Raw genomic sequence first — 17,104 nt, forward strand, 5'->3', positions numbered from 1 at the left:
CACACCGCCGGGCACCGCCACCGGACCGGTCAGAACAGCCGGACCGGGGTGGCGCCGCGCGGCGTACGACTGGGAGGTTCACCGTGCATCGCGGACCTCACCTCCTCGTCGCGGGCACGCGGGCGCAGAGCACTGACCACAGTGCAGGATATCCCTCCCCGGGCTCCCGGGCTCGTGGACGATGCGCCCGCGCCGCTTCGCGCGGGCGTGCCGCGCCCGGCCCCCGGCAGCTCTCACTCCCTAGGGCAGGAGGCCAGCGCGGCGGGCTTCGACTACCGCGTGGAGGCGGGTGTGCGCTCCCAGTTTGCGCATCGAGGAGCGCAGATAGCTCTTCACCGTCTCCGGGCGCACCCCCAGCCGCTCCGCCGCCGCGGAGTTGGTGGCGCCGGACGCCACGCAGGCCAGGACGTCCACCTCGCGCGGCGACAGCTCCACCCGTGCGCGGGCCGGTGGCGTCCGGTCGCCCGTGGAGGCGCGGGCCAGGCGTCCGCAGGCCCGGAGGATCTCCTGGCGCAGCTGTGGATCGGGAACCCGCTGCGCCAGGGCCCGCAGATCGACATGGGCCTCGCGCACCTCCTCCCACCGCGCCGGATCCGGCTCCTCCTCCGGTACGGGCCGCTGGGCCACATCCATCAGCCGCTCCGCCTCGTCCCGCACCGCGAGCGACTGCTCCAGTTCGCGCGCCGCCCCCACCGCGGCGCTCAGCGCGCGGTCGCCGAGCACCAGAGGCTGGCGCAGCGCGCCGTAGAGCACCCCGCGGATCCTGCCGCGCACCACCACCGGTACCGCGAGCATCGAGCGCAGCCCCTCGGCGCCCACCGCCGCGTCGTACTCATGGCTGATCACCCGCGAGGCGGGGTAGTCGGCCACCGAGATCGGCCGGGACATGGTGAGCACCTTGCCGCCCAGGCCGTTCCCGGCGGTGATGGCGAGTCCGCGCAGGGCGGAGGTGGTGGTGCCGGTGAGTTCGGAGATGCGGAACTGCCGTGAGCCCGCGAACAGTCCGCCGAACGCCACGGGCAATCCACCGCTCCGCCGCATCCGCAGCAGCGATGTCCGTACGTCGACGGTCCGGTCCGAATCCGCCACGGCCACCTCCCCGAAATACCGCCACCCCCGTCCGGGGGTGGTGAGACTCAGATCACCCGTCGCACGATGCTAGCGAGCGGTACGGCAATCAGGAGGACATGTGACAGCAAACAGTCCGTCTCGCGACTTCCGCGGGGCACGGGACTTCCTGCTCGACCACCGGGAGGACTACACGGCGGCGTACCGGGGATTCACCTGGCCGCGCCCGGAACGCTTCAACTGGGCGCTCGACTGGTTCGACCGCATCGCCGAGGGAAACGACCGCACCGCTCTGCACATCGTCGAGGAAGACCGCACCGAGACCCGAGTGAGCTTCGAGGTGATGCGCCGCCGCTCGGACCGGGCGGCGGGCTGGCTGCGCGACCTCGGTGTCGAGGCGGGCGACCGCGTCGTGGTGATGCTCGGCAACCAGCGCGAGCTGTGGGAGACCGCGCTCGCCGCGATGAAGCTGCGCGCCGTCGTCATCCCGGCCACCCCGCTGCTGGGCCCGGTCGACCTGGTCGACCGCATCGAGCGCGGCCGGGCCCGGCATGTGATCGTCCGGGCCGGGGACACGGACAAGTTCGACGAGGTGCCGGGCGACTACACCCGGATCTCGGTCGGCGGACTGCGCGAGGGCTGGCTCGCCTACGAGGACGCCGGGACGGCCGAGATCACGGGGGACGAGGCGCCCGACGAGCCGTTCGTGCCCGACGGGCCGACCCTCGCCGACGACCCGCTGATGCTGTACTTCACCTCCGGGACCACCGCCCGCCCCAAACTCGTCGCGCACACCCATGTCTCGTACCCGATCGGCCATCTGGCGACGATGTACTGGATCGGGCTGCGGCCGGGCGACGTCCACCTCAACATCTCCTCACCGGGCTGGGCCAAGCACGCCTGGTCCAATCTCTTCGCACCGTGGAACGCCGAGGCGACGGTCTTCATCCACAACTACAAGAGGTTCGACGCCACCCGGCTGATGGAGGAGATGGACCGCTGTGCCGTCACCACGTTCTGCGCACCGCCCACGGTCTGGCGGATGCTGATCCAGGCCGATCTGACCCAGCTGCGCAACCCCCCGCGCGAGGCGGTGGCCGCGGGCGAGCCGCTCAACCCCGAGGTGATCGAGCACGTCCGGCGGGACTGGGGGGTCACCATCCGGGACGGCTTCGGCCAGACCGAGACCGCCGTCCAGGTGGCCAACACCCCCGGTCAGCCGCTGAAGACCGGTTCGATGGGACGGCCCACCCCCGGTTTCTCCGTGGTCCTGCTGGACCCGGTCAGCGGACGGCCCGCCGACGAGGGCGAGATCTGTCTGGACCTCACCGGGTCCGGCGGCCGTCCGGTCGGTCTGATGACGGGGTACGAGGGGGACGAGGAGCGCACCGCCGAGGCCACCGCGGACGGCTACTACCGCACCGGTGACATCGGCGCGCGTGACGCCGACGGCTACATCACCTACATCGGCCGCGCCGACGACGTGTTCAAGGCGTCCGACTACAAGATCTCGCCGTTCGAGCTGGAGAGCGCACTGCTGGAGCACGAGGCGGTGGCCGAGGCCGCCGTGGTGCCCGCACCCGATCCCATCCGGCTGGCCGTGCCCAAGGCGTACATCGTGCTGGCCGAGGGCTGGGAGCCGGGACCCGACACCGCCAAGGCGCTGTTCGCCCACTCCCGCGCGGTACTGGCCCCCTACAAGCGGGTCCGCCGTCTGGAGTTCGCCGAGCTGCCCAAGACCGTCTCCGGCAAGATCCGCCGCATCGAGCTGCGCGAGGCCACCGCGCGCGGTGACGGCACCGAGTTCCACGAGGAGGGCTGAGCCCTCATGACCGCCTCCCCCGCACGTCCGAACGAGGAGACCCCATGACCGCCCCGCCGTCCGGCCCACCGGCCCCGCCCGCCCTGTCGTATGCCAGCGGTACGGGTGAGGTGCCGCTGCTGGGCGACACCATCGGTGCCAACCTGGCCCGTATCGTCGAGCGGTTCGGCGACCGCGACGCGCTGGTGGACATCCCCTCCGGCCGCCGCTGGACCTACGCCGAGTTCGGCCGGGCCGTCGAGGCGGTCGCGCTCGGGCTGCTGGCCAAGGGCGTGGGCAAGGGCGACCGGGTCGGCATCTGGGCCATCAACTGCCCCGAATGGGTCCTGGTGCAGTACGCCACCGCCCGCATCGGCGCCATCATGGTGAACATCAACCCGGCCTACCGGGTCCATGAACTGCGCTACGTGCTGCGCCAGGCCGGGATCTCCGTCCTGGTCTCCTCCACCGAGCACAAGACCAGCGACTACCGTCATATGGTCGAGCAGGTGCGCGCCGACTGCCCCGCCCTGCGCGACGTGGTCTACATCGGCGACCGCACCTGGGACGCTCTGGTGAGCTCGGGCGCCGAGGTGGCGCCCTCGAAGCTGGCCGAGCGGGAGGCCGGGCTCTCCTGCGACGACCCGGTCAACATCCAGTACACCTCGGGCACCACCGGCTTCCCCAAGGGCGCCACCCTCTCCCACCACAACATCCTCAACAACGGCTACTTCGTGGGGGAGATGCTCGGCTACACCCATCTGGACCGAGTCTGTCTGCCGGTCCCCTTCTACCACTGCTTCGGCATGGTCATGGGCAACCTGGGTGCCACCAGCCACGGCGCCTGCATCGTCATCCCCGCCCCGGCCTTCGACCCCGCGGCCACCCTCTCGGCCGTCGAACGGGAGCGCTGCACCTCGCTGTACGGCGTGCCCACGATGTTCATCGCCGAGCTGGGCCTGCCCGACTTCGCCACCTTCGACCTCTCCTCCCTGCGCACCGGGATCATGGCGGGCTCGCCCTGTCCGGTGGAGGTGATGCGGCGGGTGGTCTCCGAGATGCATATGGCCGAGGTGTCCATCTGCTACGGCATGACCGAGACCTCACCGGTGTCCACCCAGACCCGGCGCGATGACGACCTGGAGCGCCGTACCGGCACCGTCGGCCGGGTGATGCCGCATGTCGAGGTGAAGGTGGTCGACCCCACCACCGGGGTGACCGTTCCCCGCGGCACCCGGGGGGAGCTGTGCACCCGCGGCTACTCGGTGATGCTCGGCTACTGGCAGGAGCCGGACCTGACCGCCGAGGCGATCGACCGTGCGCGCTGGATGCACACCGGCGACCTCGCGGTGATGGGTGAGGACGGCTACGTCCAGATCGTGGGCCGGATCAAGGACATGATCATCCGGGGCGGGGAGAACGTGTACCCGCGGGAGATCGAGGAGTTCCTCTACACCCACCCCAAGATCGCCGACGTACAGGTCGTGGGCGTGCCCGACGAGAAGTACGGGGAGGAGATCATGGCCTGCGTCATCCTGACGGACGGCGCCGAGGACCTCACCCGCGATGAACTCGCCCGCTTCTGCCGGGGACGCCTCGCCCACTACAAGGTGCCCCGCTACCTGCGGCTGATGGACGCCTTCCCGATGACGGTCAGCGGCAAGGTCCGCAAGGTGGAGCTGCGGGAGACCGGCGCCCGTGAGCGCCATCCGCTCCCGGACGCCCAGCCGGCGCCGCGCTGAACGGCGGCGCCGGCCGCGGCGGTCACTGCCCGGTGTCGGGCAGACACCCCTTCACACCGGACTCCGCGCCCCGGCTGAAGGCCGACACCCGCTGGGTGGCGTCACCGTGGTCGGAGGTGTCGGTCCAGGGCGTCTTGTCCGCGAGGGCGGTCAGGGCGTCGCCCAGTTCGTCGGTGTCGCCGTCCTCGAAGGTGAGGGTCCCGTCGCGGGCGGCGCCGAACAGCACCGCCCCGGCCAGACAGTCGGCCTGGAGCTCACGGGCCATGTCGACCAGGCCCGCGTCCAGCCGGTTCTGTACGGCGTGCCCCCACTCATGGGCGATGACCAGGTACACCCAGGCGTCGCCCCGCTGGTGGCCCCAGCGCATCAGGTCCATGTCCCACGCTATGAAGTCCCCGGCGGGGCAGTAGACCGCGTTGTCGTCCGGCAGCGGTTCGGAGCCGCAGGCGGGGACGTCCGGCGCGGCGCCGTCGTACGCGCCCTGCACCCGCGGGGGGCCGTAGGCGCCGGTGAAGAACTCGGACCAGTGGGTGGACCAGTAGGCGGTGGTGACCGACACCGCGGCCTGGATGTCGCCCTCCACGGTCTCCGAGCCGCCCCCGCCGCCGCTCGCAGAGCTCTGGCCCACCGGCCCCGGGGAGGTGCCGGCCGGAGTCGTGGCCGGGGTGCCGCCCGACGTACCGCCCGGAGTGCCGCCCGGGGTGGTCGTCACGGGTCCGGGGGAACTGCCGGAGGGACGCGGTGACGGGGTGTCGCCCCCGCATCCGGTGGTGAGCAGCAGGGTCATGGTGGTGAGAAGGGCGGCGGATAATCTGAGGTACCACGGAGCAGCCATCGTTCGCCTCCGGCCGGTCGTGCGGATGGGACGGGTGAGCCAGTGAACGGTGGAGGGTGGCTGTCTCAACGGAAGCGTTCACCGGTCATGAGCGCAAGCCCGGGCACGGGACGAAGTCGCGGATCGCCGCCGCGGCGGCAAGCGCCGTGAGCTCCCGGTCCAGCCCCTTGACGTAGGCCGCCATCAGCTCGTCGTACCAGGCCGGTTGGTCATCCTGGTCCATGACGCCCTTCACGGGCCGGCCGCGGCGCTCCGCCGGCCCGGAGTGAACGAGGGGCACGGGGGAGTTCAGCCGTCCGGCGGCCCCGTCCGGATGAGCGCGTCCGCCGGGTCGTTCACCGGCTGCGGAGTGCCGGTCAGATCCATGACGAACAGCGGGACGCACAGGGCGTCGCCGCGCGCCCGCGCCTCCCGGGCGTAACCGGCCAGTGAGAAGAACACGCCCAGGGCGGACCGCTGGAGTCCGTGCAGCCACAGGCATTCGACCCCCCGCAGCCCCGCGGGGCGGGTGGAGGGATCGATCCGGGCGACCAGGCCCGTGCCGCGGAGGTCCACCCCGGCGTCCGGGTCCTCCGGCCGGTGCGGGTCGGTGAAGCCGAGCCACCTCAGATACTGGGCGGCGGCGGTGACCGCGTCCCCGGCGGTGCGGATCGTCACCGGCCGGAAGGCCGGGCGGGCCACCGCCGGACGGGACGGCGGGGAAGCCGTCGCGGGGCCGGGCCGCGGGGTCGCGACGGGGGCCGGGGGAGTGACCGGGACCCGCAGCAGCGTCCCGCAGCCGCAGCCGAACTCCGGCTGCGGCCAGTGGCCCTGGCGGCCGCACGACGGACAGTCGACGACCACCCAGATGTCCTGCCAGGTGCGGTGGCCGATCTCCTCGGGCGCCCCGTCGCGCAGGACGGGAAGGGTGAGCGGCGCACCGCAGGAACAGGGGAAGGTCGGCGGGGTGAAGGACTGCTCGCGACGGCACGCGGGGCAGCGCACCGGCACGCTGTCGGTCATCTCGGGGCTCCGTGAGATCCATGGGGACGGACGGGGCGGTCGTGCCCATGCTCCATGAAGCGGTCGGCCGGTGCGTGGAGTTGGGGGTTTCTTCCCGGCTGACGGGGAAGGCGTGTTAATGCCCGGGCGGCGGCACCGGCGGGCGCGACTGGGAATCTGCCGGCCACCGCCGCCCGGGGGTTCGGGGAGCGGGGCGGTCAGCGGCCGGTGGCCACCGCCCCCGAGAGCCGTTCGACCCCGCGCAGCAGGGCGGAGTGGTCGAGGCCGCCGTCTCCCTGGGCGCGCAGTGCGGCGACGAGCTGGGCCACCACGGCGCCGACCGGCAGCGCGGCGCCGACGTCACGGGCCGCCGCGGTGACGATGCCCATGTCCTTGTGGTGCAGATCGATCCGGAAGCCGGGGGCGAAGTCGCGGCGGAGGAAGTTCTCCTTCTTGCGCTGGAGGACGGTGGATCCGGCGAGCCCGCCCGCCAGGACGTCGAGCGCGGCCCCGAGGTCGACCCCGGACTTCTCCAGGAACACCACGGCCTCGGCGCACGCCTGGATGTTGGCCGCCACGATCAGCTGGTTGGCGGCCTTCACGGTCTGTCCGGAACCGTGCGGACCGCACAGGACCACGGTCTTCCCCAGCGCCGCGAAGACCGGCCGGGCCCGTTCGAAGTCCTCCGGCTCCCCGCCGGCCATGATGGACAGCACGGCCTCCACCGCCCCGGCCTCACCGCCGGAGACCGGTGCGTCCAGTACCCGGACGCCCTTGCCGCCCTCGGCGGCGGCCTTCGCCACGGCCCGTGAGGTCTGCGGGGTGATGGAGGACATGTCGATCAGCAGACTGCCGGGCCGGGCATGGGCCAGCACCCCGTCCTCGCCGAGGACGACCGCCTCGACCTGCGGCGAGGCGGGCACCATGGTGATCACCACATCCGCGTTCCGGACGGCCTCGGCGACGGAGGCGGCGGGGGTGCCCCCGGCGGCGGCGAGACGGTCCAGCTTCTCCTGTTCGAGGGTGAACCCGGTGACGTCGTAGCCGGCCTTGATCAGGTTCTCGGACATGGGGGAGCCCATGATGCCGAGTCCGATCCAGGCGATGGTGGGAAGGGTTTCGCTCACGGTCCGGCCTTTCTGGTGTCGTTCGGTCAGGGGTCGGCTCAGCGGCGGTCGGCCGGGTCCCGGGTCAGCCAGTCGAAGGACGCGGCGCTCGGCCCGCCGGGCTTGTACTCCAGCCCGACCCAGCCGTCGTAACCGGCGGTGCGCAGCCGGTCGAGGAGGCCGGGGATGTCGAGTGCGCCGGTACCGGGCGCGCCACGGCCCGGGACGTCAGCGATCTGCACATGGCCGGTGCGGTCCGCGTAGGTCTCGATGACCCGTGGCAGGTCCTCGCCGTTCCGGGCCAGGTGGTACAGGTCCATCAGGAACGCGGCGTTGTCCAGCCCGGTGGCCCTGTTGACCCGGTCCACCACCTCGACCGCGGCGGGCGCGCTCACCAGCGGGTAGTGCGGGGACTCCGCGGCGCCCAGGGCCTCGATCAGCAGCGTCGCGCCCACCCGGTCGGCGGCGCGGGCGGCCAGCGTCAGGTTCTCCAGCGCCAGGGCGTCCTGGGCGTCCTCGTCCTCGGGGGCCGCGCCCTCGATCCGGTTGCCGTACAGCGCGTTGAGCGCGGTGCAGCCGACGGACGCGGCGAAGTCGGCGGCGACCTCGACATTGGCGCGGAAGCGATCGGACTCCTCACCGGGGACGGACAGCGCCCCGCGGTCGGGGCCGGGCAGTTCACCGGCGTAGAAGTTGAGCCCCACCAGCTGGGTCCCGGCGCTCTCCAGCGCGCCGCGCAGCGCATCGAGTTCGGCCCGGCCGGGCGTCGGGTCCCGGGGCCACGGCCACCACAGCTCGACCGCGCCGAAGCCCGCGGCGGCCGCGGCCGCCGGGCGCCGCAGGAGGGGGAGCTCGGTGAAGAGGATCGAGAGATTGACGTCGAAGCGGGCGAAGCGCCCGGCCGTGCGGTCCATGGGCCCTCGGCTCCTTCCGTTCCAGATATTTCGTATAGCGGAAGTTGCTTTCTGGATTACGGAAGCATGGGGTGATGGTCGCGGGACTGTCAAGAGGGGCTGCCCGAGGCGCCCCCGGGCGCAGTAGGTTGGCGGCGTGAGATTGAGGGTGGAGTTCACGACCGAGCCGTTCGACCTCGACGAGGTACCGCCGCACGCCGTGGTGGCCCGCGAGACCGTGCAGTCCGCCGCGCTGGACGCGGTGGACGTCGGTCCGTTCGGCAATACCGCCGAGGGGCGGGCCGACGCCGTGCTGAGCGCAGTGGACCAGCTGCTGCGCAAGTCCCTGGAGGCGGGTGCCACCCGGGTCTCGCTCCAGGTCAACGTGATCGGTGAGGCCGGTGCGGGCCAGGAGGGCGAGCGTTGAGCGCGCCCGATGACCACCCGTTCGTCTCGGCCGTCAAACCGCTGGTGGACGCCATGGGCGGCGAGATGGTCGCCCCGGAGGGGGCGCGCGGCGACGATGTGGTCCTCTCGTGGGAGGGCCGTGCGGTGGTGGCCGTCCGGCTGCCGCACCTGTCCGATTCGCTCGACCACATCCTGGCCGACCTCCAGCGCCGCCACGGCGTTCCGCTCGCCGACCTGGACCGCAGGACCAAGCAGTCGGTGGTCCGGCTCCTGGAGCAGCGCGGGGCCTTCTCGGTGCGGCACGGTGTGGAGACGGTGGCGAGCGCACTCGGGGTCAGCCGCTTCACCGTGTACAACTACCTCAACCGCGAGAAGGGCGCGCCGCCATCCGCTTGATCCCGACCAGGGTCCGGTAGCGGGGGCGTGCCGTGAAGGCGGCCGGGGTCCATACGGCCGGCCGCCCCACCTCGGCGCACAGGTGCAGGATCGCCTCCGGGCCCGCCCAGACGCCCAGGTGTGCGCCGAAGGCGTCGTCGGTGGCGTTGAAGAGCAGCAGGTCCAGCGGGCGCGGGGTGGTCACCCGCACGGTGGACTCCGTGTCGTCCCACAGCTCGCTCGACCGCAGCGCCGGGGGCCGCAGCCCGAAGTGGCGCAGCACCGCGTAGGCGAACAGCTGGCAGTTGGCTCCCGCCGCGAGTCCCGGCCGCTCCCTGACGGCCGGGGATCCGGGGTGGCGCGCGCCCGCGTAGGGCACCGACCACAGCGCGGCGGGCAGTGCCCCGGGCAGCCCCGGGATCATGGGCGGCCCCTCGTGCGGTCCATTCGTCACCATGGTCTCCCCCGTCGCTCCGGTCACCCGTGTGGCCGATGATGCCACCGAAAGTTTTCAACAAAGTGTTGACGTTTGCCGCGGGGGGCTCCTAGCTTGCCGATGTGACTACCAGCGCACCGCCGGGTCTGACCCGGTTCAACTCCGCGGCCGAGCGCGATGCCGCCGGGCTGCTGCACGAGGTGTGCACCGCCCGGGCCTGGGCCGGGGCGGTGGCCTCGGGGCGGCCCTACGCCACCGTCGAGGAGCTGCTCGCCGCCTCCGACGCGGCCATGGCACAGCTGACCGCCGGCGATCTCGCCGAGGCGATGGCCGGACACCCGCCCATCGGCAGACCCACCCCGGGCGACGCCACCTCGGCCCGCGAGCAGAGCGGGGTCCGCGACGGGCTCCGCGCGGAACTGCTGGAATCGAACCTGGAGTACCAGGAGCGCCACGGCCATGTCTTCCTGATCTGCGCCACCGGACGCGACGGCGAGGAGATGCTCGCCGCCCTGCGCGAGCGGATCGGCAACGACGCGGACACCGAGCGCGAGATCGTCCGCACCGAGCTGGGCAAGATCAATCGCATCCGGCTCATCCGCCTCATGGAGGCCGCGGCGGAAGGAGAGCGCTGATGGCGAACGCCACCTCCGTATCCACCCACATCCTGGACACCAGCGTCGGCCGCCCGGCCGCGGGGGTGGACGTGGAGCTGGCCGTCCGGGCCGGGGGCGGGGCGGACTGGACCCCGCACGCCACCTCCGCCACCGACGCCGACGGCCGCTGCAAGGACCTGCCCGCCCTCCCCGGGGGCACCACCGAGGTACGGCTGCGCTTCGCCACCGGGCCGTATCTGCCCCATGCCTTCTTCCCCGAAGTGGCGGTCGTCTTCGCCGTCGAGCCGGGTGAGCACTACCACGTACCGCTGCTGCTCACCCCGTTCGGCTACTCCGTATACCGAGGGAGCTAAGCCCGATGCCCGAGCTCGGCCAGAACCAGTACGGCAAAGCCGAATGCCGTGTCGTCCGCGTCGTGCGCGACGGCGCCGTCCACCACATCAAGGACCTGAACGTCTCGGTGGCGCTCTCCGGCGACATGGACGAGGTCCACCTCTCCGGCAGCAACGCCCATGTGCTGCCCACCGACACCACCAAGAACACCGTGTACGCCTTCGCCAAGGAACACGGGATCACCTCGGCCGAACAGTTCGGCATCCACCTGGCCCGCCACTTCGTCACCAGCCAGGAGCCGATCCACTCCGCCCGCATCCGGATCGAGGAGTACGCCTGGGACCGGATCGAGACCACCGGCGAGGCCCGGCACTCCTTCGTCCGCTCCGGCCGGGAGACCCGCACCGCCCAGGTCTCCTACGACGGCGAACGCTGGGAAGTGCTCTCCGGACTCAAGGACCTCACCGTCCTGAACTCCACCGACTCCGAGTTCTGGGGCTACGTCAGGGACAAGTACACCACCCTGCCCGAGGCCCGCGACCGCATCCTCGCCACCGAGGTGCACGCCCGCTGGCGCTCGGGCTGGAGCGATGACGCGGCACCGGCGCCGGACTGGGAGCGGGCCTACGCCGAGACCCGTGGCCAGCTGCTGGCCGCGTTCGCCGAGACCTATTCGCTCTCGCTCCAGCAGACGCTCTACCAGATGGGCGCCCGGGTCATCGAACACCGGCCGGACATCGACGAGATACGGCTCTCCCTCCCCAACAAGCACCACTTCCTGGTGGATCTGGAGCCCTTCGGCCTCAAGAACGACAACGAGGTGTACTTCGCCGCCGACCGGCCCTACGGCCTGATCGAGGCCACCGTGCTGCGCGACGGTGCCACGCCCCGGATCCCCACCGACTGAAGGGCGCCGCATGAACCGCATCGTCATCGAGAACTGCGCCGTCGCCACCGTGGACGCCGGTGACACCGAGTACGCCTCCGGGCACCTGGTGGTCGCGGGCAACCGCATCGAGTCGGTCGGTGCCGGACCCGCGCCCCGGGACCTGCCGGACGTGGTCCGCCGGATCGACGGCACCGGCCATCTGGCCACCCCGGGCCTGGTCAACACCCATCACCACTTCTACCAGTGGCTCACCCGGGGGCTGGCGCAGGACTGCAACCTCTTCGACTGGCTGGTCGCCCTCTATCCGACCTGGGCGCGGATCGACGAGGACATGGTCCACGCGGCGGCCCGCGGCTCCCTGGCGATGATGGCGCGCGGTGGTGTCACCACCGCGATGGACCACCACTACGTCTTCCCGCGCGGCACCGGCGATCTGCTCGGCGCCGAGATCCGCGCCGCGCGCGAGCTGGGGGTGCGGTTCACCGCCGCGCGCGGCTCCATGGACCGCGGGGCCTCCGACGGCGGTCTGCCGCCGGACTTCGCGGTGGAGAGCACCGAGGGCGCGCTGGCCGCCACCGAGGAGGCGATCGACACCCACCACGACGGCGGGTTCGACTCGATGCTCCAGATCGCGGTCGCGCCCTGCTCACCCTTCTCGGTCTCCACCGAACTGCTCCGCGAGGGCGCGGCCCTGGCCCGCCGCAAGGGGGTGCGGCTGCACACCCACGGCTCGGAGACGGTGGAGGAGGAGAAGTTCTGCCACGAGCTGTTCGGGATGGGGCCGACCGACTACTTCGAGTCCACGGGCTGGCTGGGCGAGGACGTGTGGATGGCGCACTGCGTCCATATGAACGACGCCGACATCGCCGCCTTCGCCCGGACCGGTACCGGAGTGGCCCACTGCCCCTCGTCCAACGCCCGGCTCGCCGCGGGTATCGCACGGGTGCCGGACCTGCTCGCGGCACGGGTGCCGGTCGGCCTCGGCGTGGACGGCACCGCCTCCAACGAGTCCGGTGAGCTGCACACCGAGCTGCGCAACGCCCTGCTGGTCAACCGGCTCGGCAGCCACCGCGAGAAGGCGCTGACGGTACGCCAGGCACTGCGTCTGGGCACCCACGGCGGTGCGCGGGTGCTCGGGCGCCAGGCCCAGATCGGATCGCTGGAGCCGGGCAAACTGGCCGACCTGGTGCTGTGGAAGCTGGACGGCATCGGCCACTCCACCATCGCCGACCCGGTCGCCGCCCTCGTCCTCGGCGCGGCGGCCCCGGTGACCCTGTCGCTGGTGAACGGCGAACCGGTGGTGGAGGACGGGCGGTTGCTCACCGCCGACGAGGACGAGATCGCGCGCACCGCACGCGATGAGGCACACCGGCTGGCCCGTATCGCGGCCGGCGGGTGACCCAGGGCTCCGGCCGGGAGGGACGGCTCCCGGCCGGACGCGGGTCCGGTCAGCGCACCGGACCCGTGGCGGCGACCGCACCCGGCGGCCGGCGGGCTTGACGCCCGCGGTCACCGGGTGCGGTTCCCTCCGGGGTGCCCGGCGCGGGTGCCGCCCGGTTCAGTCCAGCACGGCGTACGCGGGCAGGGTGAGGAACTCCGCGAAGTCCTCGTCGAGGGCGACCTTCAGCAGCAGATCGTGGGCCTGGTCCCACTTTCCGGCCGCGTAGCCCTGCGGGCCGGTCTCCTCGCGGATCGCCGCGAGTTCCTCGGCGGCCACCTTGCGCACCAGGTCAGCCGTGGCTTTCTCGCCGTTCTCGAACACCACACCGGCGTTGATCCACTGCCAGATCTGGGAGCGGGAGATCTCGGCGGTGGCGGCGTCCTCCATCAGGTTGAAGATGGCGACGGCGCCCTGACCGCGCAGCCATGCCTCGATGTAACGGATCCCGACCTGGACGGCGTTGCGCAGTCCCTCGTATGTGGGCTTGGCTCCCGCCGAGGAGATGTCGGTCAGCTCGGCGGCGGTGACGCGCACATCCTCGCGCAGCCGGTCCTTCTGGTGCTGCCGGCCGCCGAGGACCGCGTCGAAGCTGGCGCGGGCCACCGGCACCAGATCGGGGTGGGCGACCCAGGACCCGTCGAAACCGTCGGCCGCCTCACGGTCCTTGTCGGCCCGGACCTTCTCCAGGGCGACCGCGTTGACCTGCGGATCACGGCGGCTGGGGATGAACGCGGCCATACCGCCGATCGCATGGGCGCCGCGCTTGTGGCAGGTGCGCACCAGGAGTTCGGTGTAGGCGCGCATGAACGGGGTGGTCATGGTGACCGCGTTGCGGTCGGGGAGGACGAAACCGGGGCCGCCGTCGCGGAAGTTCTTGACGATGGAGAAGAGGTAGTCCCAGCGGCCCGCGTTGAGCCCGGAGGCGTGGTCGCGGAGCTCGTGGAGGATCTCCTCCATCTCGTAGGCGGCGGTGATTGTCTCGATCAGGACGGTGGCGCGGATGGTCCCTTGCGGAATGCCCACGTAGTCCTGGGCGAAGACGAAGACGTCGTTCCAGAGGCGGGCCTCCCGATGCGATTCGGTCTTGGGGAGGTAGAAGTACGGGCCCTTGCCGCGGTCCAGCAGCCGCTGTGCGTTGTGGAAGAAGTAGAGCCCGAAGTCGACCAGCGCACCGGGCACCGCACGGCCGTCGGACGCCCGCAGATGGCGCTCGTCGAGGTGCCAGCCGCGCGGCCGGGTGACCACGGTGGCCAGTTCCTCGTCCGGGCGCAGGGCGTAGCTCTTGCCCTCGGGGGAGGTGAAGTCGATCCGCCGCTCATAGGCGTCGATCAGGTTCAGCTGACCGCCGATCACGTTCTCCCAGGTGGGCGCGGAGGCGTCCTCGAAGTCGGCGAGCCATACCCGCGCCCCGGAGTTCAGGGCGTTGATGGTCATCTTGCGGTCGGTGGGGCCGGTGATCTCCACCCGGCGGTCCTGGAGGGCGGGCGGTGCCGGGGCGACCCGCCAGTCGGGGTCCTCGCGGACGGCGGCGGTCTCGGGGAGGAAGTCCAGACGGCTGGTGCGGGCGATCTCGGCGCGGCGTTCCGCGCGGCGGACGAGCAGGTCGTCACGGCGCGGGGTGAAGCGGTCGTGCAGCGTGGCGAGGAAGGTCAGGGCCGCATCGGTCAGCACCTCGCCCTGGCGGTCCAGAGATTCGGTGTCGACGACGGCCAGCGGGGACGGCGCTGGTGCTGGCATGGGCGGACACTCCTTTGGGAGGCGTTGCGTGGCACGGGGTGCCGGGGATGGGGGAAGGGCGGTGCGACGCCGTACGGGCAGCATGACGTCCCACAAGACCTTCTGGCCTGTGGATAGTAATTTCCTCATGGTGGAACTTCAATCTTTTGTTGAGGAGTGCGCCCGCCCTCACCCCATCGGGCTCCCGTGGCCCCCGGTGCCACCCCGGCTCACTCCAGCAGCGTCAAGTCCGCGGCCGTGTCGATGTCATCCGGTCGAGCGATGTCCGAGCAGTCCACGAGCCTGAGCGCCGATCCGTGCGCCCGCAGATAGCCGCGCGCCCCGCGGTCGCCGACCGCGTCCGCCGCGACGCCCTCCCACCGGGCCGCCCCGAAGAGCACCGGATGGCCCCGCACCCCGTCGTACTCCGCGGCCGCCAGGCTGTCCGGGCCGTCGAACGCGGCCAGCAGCCGGGCCACCGCGGCGGCCCCGATTCCCGGCTGGTCCACCAGCGTGACCAGCGCCGCGCATGCTCCGCTCGCCGCCAGCGAGGCCAGTCCGGCCCGCAGCGACGAGCCCATGCCACCCGCCCAGTCCGGGTTGTCGACCAGGACGCAGCCCGGGAGTTCGGCCCGCGCCCGCACCTCCTCGGCGGCGGCGCCCAGCACGATGTGCACCGGGGCGCAGCCGCCCTCCCGCAGGGCGCGCGCCGCGTGCTCCACCAGCGGCCGCCTCCGGTGCCTCAACAGGGCCTTCGGCCGTCCGCCCAGCCGCCGTCCACCGCCCGCCGCCAGCAGCACTCCGGCGACCTGCGCATTGTCAGTCGAGGTGCGATCCATGCGCCCTGCTTACCTCACCGGAGGCCGCCACGGACGATCCATCCCAGCCGGTCTGATTTTCGCTCTCCGTATGGCGCGGCGTGCGTACCGTGTCGTTAACTGAGCCGCGGCCCCTTGTGTCCGGTCTTGTGTCCGGGCTTACGTCCGGTCCTGACGCCTGGCGGCCGTATGGGAGAGAGGGAGAGGGGGCAGGCTCGTGCACCAGTGTGCGAGGGGGCGAAGGACAGTGTTGTCCGACGACGGCGTGAAGCTCTGGGAAGCGCCCGATGCCTCGTCAGTGGAGGACGCCGCGGTGAGGGAAGCCAGCCGAGTGTCCGGCATTGACGAAGACCCGAGAGCGGCCGAGCTGCGCCTCGCCGTCGCCCGGCTCAGGCGTGACCTGGCCGCCCATCCGGCCGAATTACCCGATCGCGCCATCGCGGACGATGAACTCGCCGCGCTGGACGCCATGGTCCGCACCGGTGCCCCCGAGCTGCACCGGCTGCGCCGCTCCCTGTTGCTGATCGCGGGCGCGCTGGGATCGGTGAGCGCGCTCGGCCCCTCCTTGAGCGGGGTCCGGGGCGCGATCGATCTCTTCGGCAGTGTGCCGAGGGGCCGCGGCAGGGAGTGACCCGAGGGCCCGCCGGGTCGGAGGGGTCCGGTCCGTTCGTCCGGGGCGGACCGGACCCCGCCGCCGGCGCCGTGGGTCCACCCCGCCGTCAGGCGGTGCCGCCGCCGCTGGCCAGTGCGCCGGACAGGTCGGCCGCGACCTCCTTGAGGATCGGCACGATATCGGCCGTGGCCTCCTCGGTGACCCGGCCCGCCGGACCCGAGATCGAGATGGCCGCGGCGGTGGGGGAGTCGGGCACCGGCACCGCGAGACAGCGCACCCCCATCTCCTGCTCGTTGTCGTCCACCGCGTAGCCCGTCTCGCGCACCCGGCGCAGCGCCTCCAGGAAGTCGTCCGGCGTGGTGATGGTCCGCGGGGTCACCGGCGGCATCCCGGTACGGCGCAGCAGGGCGCGCACCTCGTCCGGGGGAGCGGCGGCCAGCAGCGCCTTGCCGACGCCCGTGGTGTGCGGCAGCACCCGCCGCCCCACCTCGGTGAACATCCGCATCGAATGGCGGGACGGCACCTGGGCGACGTAGACCACCTCATCGCCGTCCAGGAGGGCCATGTTGGCGGTCTCCCCGGTCTCCTCCACCAGCCGCGCCAGATACGGCCGCGCCCAGGTGCCCAGCAGCCTGGCCGAGCTCTCCCCGAGCCGGATCAGCCGGGGGCCGAGGGCATAGCGCCGGTTGGGCTGCTGGCGTACGTAGCCGCAGGCCACCAGGGTGCGCATCAGCCGGTGGATGGTGGGCAGCGGCAATCCGCTGCTGGCGGAGAGTTCGCTCAGGCCCACCTCGCCCCCGGCGTCCGCCATCCGCTCCAGCAGATCGAAGGCGCGCTCGAGGGACTGGACGCCGCCGGAGCTGGCGGCGGTCTTGGGCTCGGCGGACGGCACGTCGGGGTGTCCTTTCACAGCGGCTGGTACCGGGCCGTGCGCGGCGACGATCCGCAGCCGGCCGGCCACCGGCAGCCTACCGGGCCGCACCGGCGCCCACAGTGCCTTTGGCGGGCTGTCGCCGCCGGTCACGGCCCCGG

At 72.2% G+C, this 17,104-nt stretch carries 19 protein-coding genes; 9 read left to right on the forward strand and 10 right to left on the reverse strand.

The window, feature by feature from the left end; genetic code table 11:
- Window positions 1–240: 240 nt before the first annotated feature.
- Window positions 241–1,041 (reverse strand): helix-turn-helix transcriptional regulator, encoded by an 801-nt coding sequence (locus AC07FT_RS06255; protein ID WP_479174531.1) that lies wholly within the window; start codon window positions 1,039–1,041, stop codon window positions 241–243.
- A gap of 148 nt (window positions 1,042–1,189) precedes the next feature.
- Here AC07FT_RS06255 and AC07FT_RS06260 point away from each other — a divergent pair, with 148 nt between their 5' ends.
- Together AC07FT_RS06260 and AC07FT_RS06265 are read left to right on the forward strand one after the other, a co-directional pair.
- A complete protein-coding gene (locus tag AC07FT_RS06260) occupies window positions 1,190–2,890 on the forward strand; it encodes an AMP-binding protein (protein ID WP_471193162.1) in 1,701 nt (566 codons plus the stop codon).
- A 44-nt stretch (window positions 2,891–2,934) separates the two neighbouring features.
- On the forward strand, window positions 2,935–4,611 hold the full coding sequence (locus AC07FT_RS06265) for an AMP-binding protein (protein WP_479174377.1): 1,677 nt from the start codon (window positions 2,935–2,937) through the stop codon (window positions 4,609–4,611).
- A gap of 22 nt (window positions 4,612–4,633) precedes the next feature.
- Here AC07FT_RS06265 and AC07FT_RS06270 read toward each other — a convergent pair whose 3' ends face one another.
- From AC07FT_RS06270 to AC07FT_RS06290, 5 genes are all read right to left on the reverse strand, one after another.
- Window positions 4,634–5,446 (reverse strand): neutral zinc metallopeptidase, encoded by an 813-nt coding sequence (locus tag AC07FT_RS06270; RefSeq protein WP_479174378.1) that lies wholly within the window; start codon window positions 5,444–5,446, stop codon window positions 4,634–4,636.
- An 85-nt stretch (window positions 5,447–5,531) separates the two neighbouring features.
- A complete protein-coding gene (locus AC07FT_RS06275) occupies window positions 5,532–5,669 on the reverse strand; it encodes a hypothetical protein (protein ID WP_471193168.1) in 138 nt (45 codons plus the stop codon).
- A 65-nt stretch (window positions 5,670–5,734) separates the two neighbouring features.
- Window positions 5,735–6,448, reverse strand: coding sequence for a hypothetical protein (locus tag AC07FT_RS06280; protein WP_479174379.1), 714 nt, complete (start codon window positions 6,446–6,448; stop codon window positions 5,735–5,737).
- Between the two features lie 197 nt (window positions 6,449–6,645).
- Window positions 6,646–7,554, reverse strand: coding sequence for a 2-hydroxy-3-oxopropionate reductase (locus AC07FT_RS06285; protein ID WP_479174381.1), 909 nt, complete (start codon window positions 7,552–7,554; stop codon window positions 6,646–6,648).
- A 38-nt stretch (window positions 7,555–7,592) separates the two neighbouring features.
- Window positions 7,593–8,447, reverse strand: coding sequence for a TIM barrel protein (locus AC07FT_RS06290; protein ID WP_471193173.1), 855 nt, complete (start codon window positions 8,445–8,447; stop codon window positions 7,593–7,595).
- A gap of 136 nt (window positions 8,448–8,583) precedes the next feature.
- On the opposite strand from AC07FT_RS06290, the gene AC07FT_RS06295 reads away from it, so the two are divergent.
- Window positions 8,584–8,853: a thiamine-binding protein gene (locus tag AC07FT_RS06295; protein WP_254737453.1), complete on the forward strand. Its 270-nt coding sequence runs from the start codon at window positions 8,584–8,586 to the stop codon at window positions 8,851–8,853.
- A complete protein-coding gene (locus AC07FT_RS06300) occupies window positions 8,850–9,230 on the forward strand; it encodes a helix-turn-helix domain-containing protein (RefSeq protein WP_471193175.1) in 381 nt (126 codons plus the stop codon). The genes AC07FT_RS06295 and AC07FT_RS06300 overlap by 4 nt, the downstream gene beginning before the upstream one ends.
- Here AC07FT_RS06300 and AC07FT_RS06305 read toward each other — a convergent pair.
- Window positions 9,196–9,630 carry a hydrolase gene (locus tag AC07FT_RS06305; protein WP_479174533.1) on the reverse strand — a complete coding sequence of 145 codons (435 nt, stop codon included), beginning with the start codon at window positions 9,628–9,630 and terminating at the stop codon, window positions 9,196–9,198. The two genes, AC07FT_RS06300 and AC07FT_RS06305, sit on opposite strands and share 35 nt — an antisense overlap.
- Before the next feature lie 137 nt (window positions 9,631–9,767).
- Between AC07FT_RS06305 and uraD the strand changes: the two genes are divergently transcribed.
- From uraD to AC07FT_RS06325, 4 genes are read left to right on the forward strand one after another with little or no spacing between them, the layout of a single operon-like run.
- On the forward strand, window positions 9,768–10,280 hold the full coding sequence (gene uraD, locus AC07FT_RS06310; protein WP_479174383.1) for a 2-oxo-4-hydroxy-4-carboxy-5-ureidoimidazoline decarboxylase: 513 nt from the start codon (window positions 9,768–9,770) through the stop codon (window positions 10,278–10,280).
- The gene (uraH, locus tag AC07FT_RS06315; RefSeq protein ID WP_254737459.1) at window positions 10,280–10,615 is read left to right on the forward strand and encodes a hydroxyisourate hydrolase; all 336 of its coding nucleotides are present in this window, start codon (window positions 10,280–10,282) and stop codon (window positions 10,613–10,615) included. The genes uraD and uraH overlap by 1 nt, the downstream gene beginning before the upstream one ends.
- Window positions 10,616–10,620: 5 nt before the next feature.
- The gene (pucL, locus tag AC07FT_RS06320) at window positions 10,621–11,502 is read left to right on the forward strand and encodes a factor-independent urate hydroxylase (RefSeq protein WP_479174384.1); all 882 of its coding nucleotides are present in this window, start codon (window positions 10,621–10,623) and stop codon (window positions 11,500–11,502) included.
- Window positions 11,503–11,512: 10 nt separating this feature from the next.
- Window positions 11,513–12,883: an 8-oxoguanine deaminase gene (locus tag AC07FT_RS06325; protein WP_479174386.1), complete on the forward strand. Its 1,371-nt coding sequence runs from the start codon at window positions 11,513–11,515 to the stop codon at window positions 12,881–12,883.
- Window positions 12,884–13,042: 159 nt separating this feature from the next.
- Here the strand turns inward: AC07FT_RS06325 and aceB are convergent, their stop codons facing one another.
- Window positions 13,043–14,662, reverse strand: coding sequence for a malate synthase A (aceB, locus tag AC07FT_RS06330; RefSeq protein ID WP_479174387.1), 1,620 nt, complete (start codon window positions 14,660–14,662; stop codon window positions 13,043–13,045).
- Between the two features lie 209 nt (window positions 14,663–14,871).
- Complete coding sequence (locus AC07FT_RS06335; protein ID WP_479174389.1) at window positions 14,872–15,480, reverse strand: nucleotidyltransferase family protein; 609 nt, start codon at window positions 15,478–15,480, stop codon at window positions 14,872–14,874.
- A gap of 310 nt (window positions 15,481–15,790) precedes the next feature.
- Here AC07FT_RS06335 and AC07FT_RS06340 point away from each other — a divergent pair, with 310 nt between their 5' ends.
- Window positions 15,791–16,090, forward strand: coding sequence for a DUF5955 family protein (locus AC07FT_RS06340; RefSeq protein WP_479174391.1), 300 nt, complete (start codon window positions 15,791–15,793; stop codon window positions 16,088–16,090).
- Window positions 16,091–16,178: 88 nt separating this feature from the next.
- Here the strand turns inward: AC07FT_RS06340 and AC07FT_RS06345 are convergent, their stop codons facing one another.
- On the reverse strand, window positions 16,179–16,964 hold the full coding sequence (locus tag AC07FT_RS06345; RefSeq protein WP_479174393.1) for an IclR family transcriptional regulator: 786 nt from the start codon (window positions 16,962–16,964) through the stop codon (window positions 16,179–16,181).
- Window positions 16,965–17,104: the final 140 nt, after the last annotated feature.

The organism is Streptomyces sp. NPDC045899, assembly GCF_056431485.1.

What these genes read in the sequence shown, in the direction of transcription:
- AC07FT_RS06280 (WP_479174379.1), bottom strand. Translation starts at nt 6,448, where the DNA reads ATGACCGACAGCGTGCCGGTGCGCTGCCCCGCGTGCCGTCGCGAGCAG.
- AC07FT_RS06325 (WP_479174386.1), top strand. Translation starts at nt 11,513, where the DNA reads ATGAACCGCATCGTCATCGAGAACTGCGCCGTCGCCACCGTGGACGCC.
- AC07FT_RS06275 (WP_471193168.1), bottom strand. Translation starts at nt 5,669, where the DNA reads ATGGACCAGGATGACCAACCGGCCTGGTACGACGAGCTGATGGCGGCC.
- AC07FT_RS06270 (WP_479174378.1), bottom strand. Translation starts at nt 5,446, where the DNA reads ATGGCTGCTCCGTGGTACCTCAGATTATCCGCCGCCCTTCTCACCACC.
- AC07FT_RS06255 (WP_479174531.1), bottom strand. Translation starts at nt 1,041, where the DNA reads ATGCGGCGGAGCGGTGGATTGCCCGTGGCGTTCGGCGGACTGTTCGCG.
- AC07FT_RS06265 (WP_479174377.1), top strand. Translation starts at nt 2,935, where the DNA reads ATGACCGCCCCGCCGTCCGGCCCACCGGCCCCGCCCGCCCTGTCGTAT.
- aceB (WP_479174387.1), bottom strand. Translation starts at nt 14,662, where the DNA reads ATGCCAGCACCAGCGCCGTCCCCGCTGGCCGTCGTCGACACCGAATCT.
- AC07FT_RS06290 (WP_471193173.1), bottom strand. Translation starts at nt 8,447, where the DNA reads ATGGACCGCACGGCCGGGCGCTTCGCCCGCTTCGACGTCAATCTCTCG.
- pucL (WP_479174384.1), top strand. Translation starts at nt 10,621, where the DNA reads ATGCCCGAGCTCGGCCAGAACCAGTACGGCAAAGCCGAATGCCGTGTC.
- AC07FT_RS06335 (WP_479174389.1), bottom strand. Translation starts at nt 15,480, where the DNA reads ATGGATCGCACCTCGACTGACAATGCGCAGGTCGCCGGAGTGCTGCTG.
- uraH (WP_254737459.1), top strand. Translation starts at nt 10,280, where the DNA reads ATGGCGAACGCCACCTCCGTATCCACCCACATCCTGGACACCAGCGTC.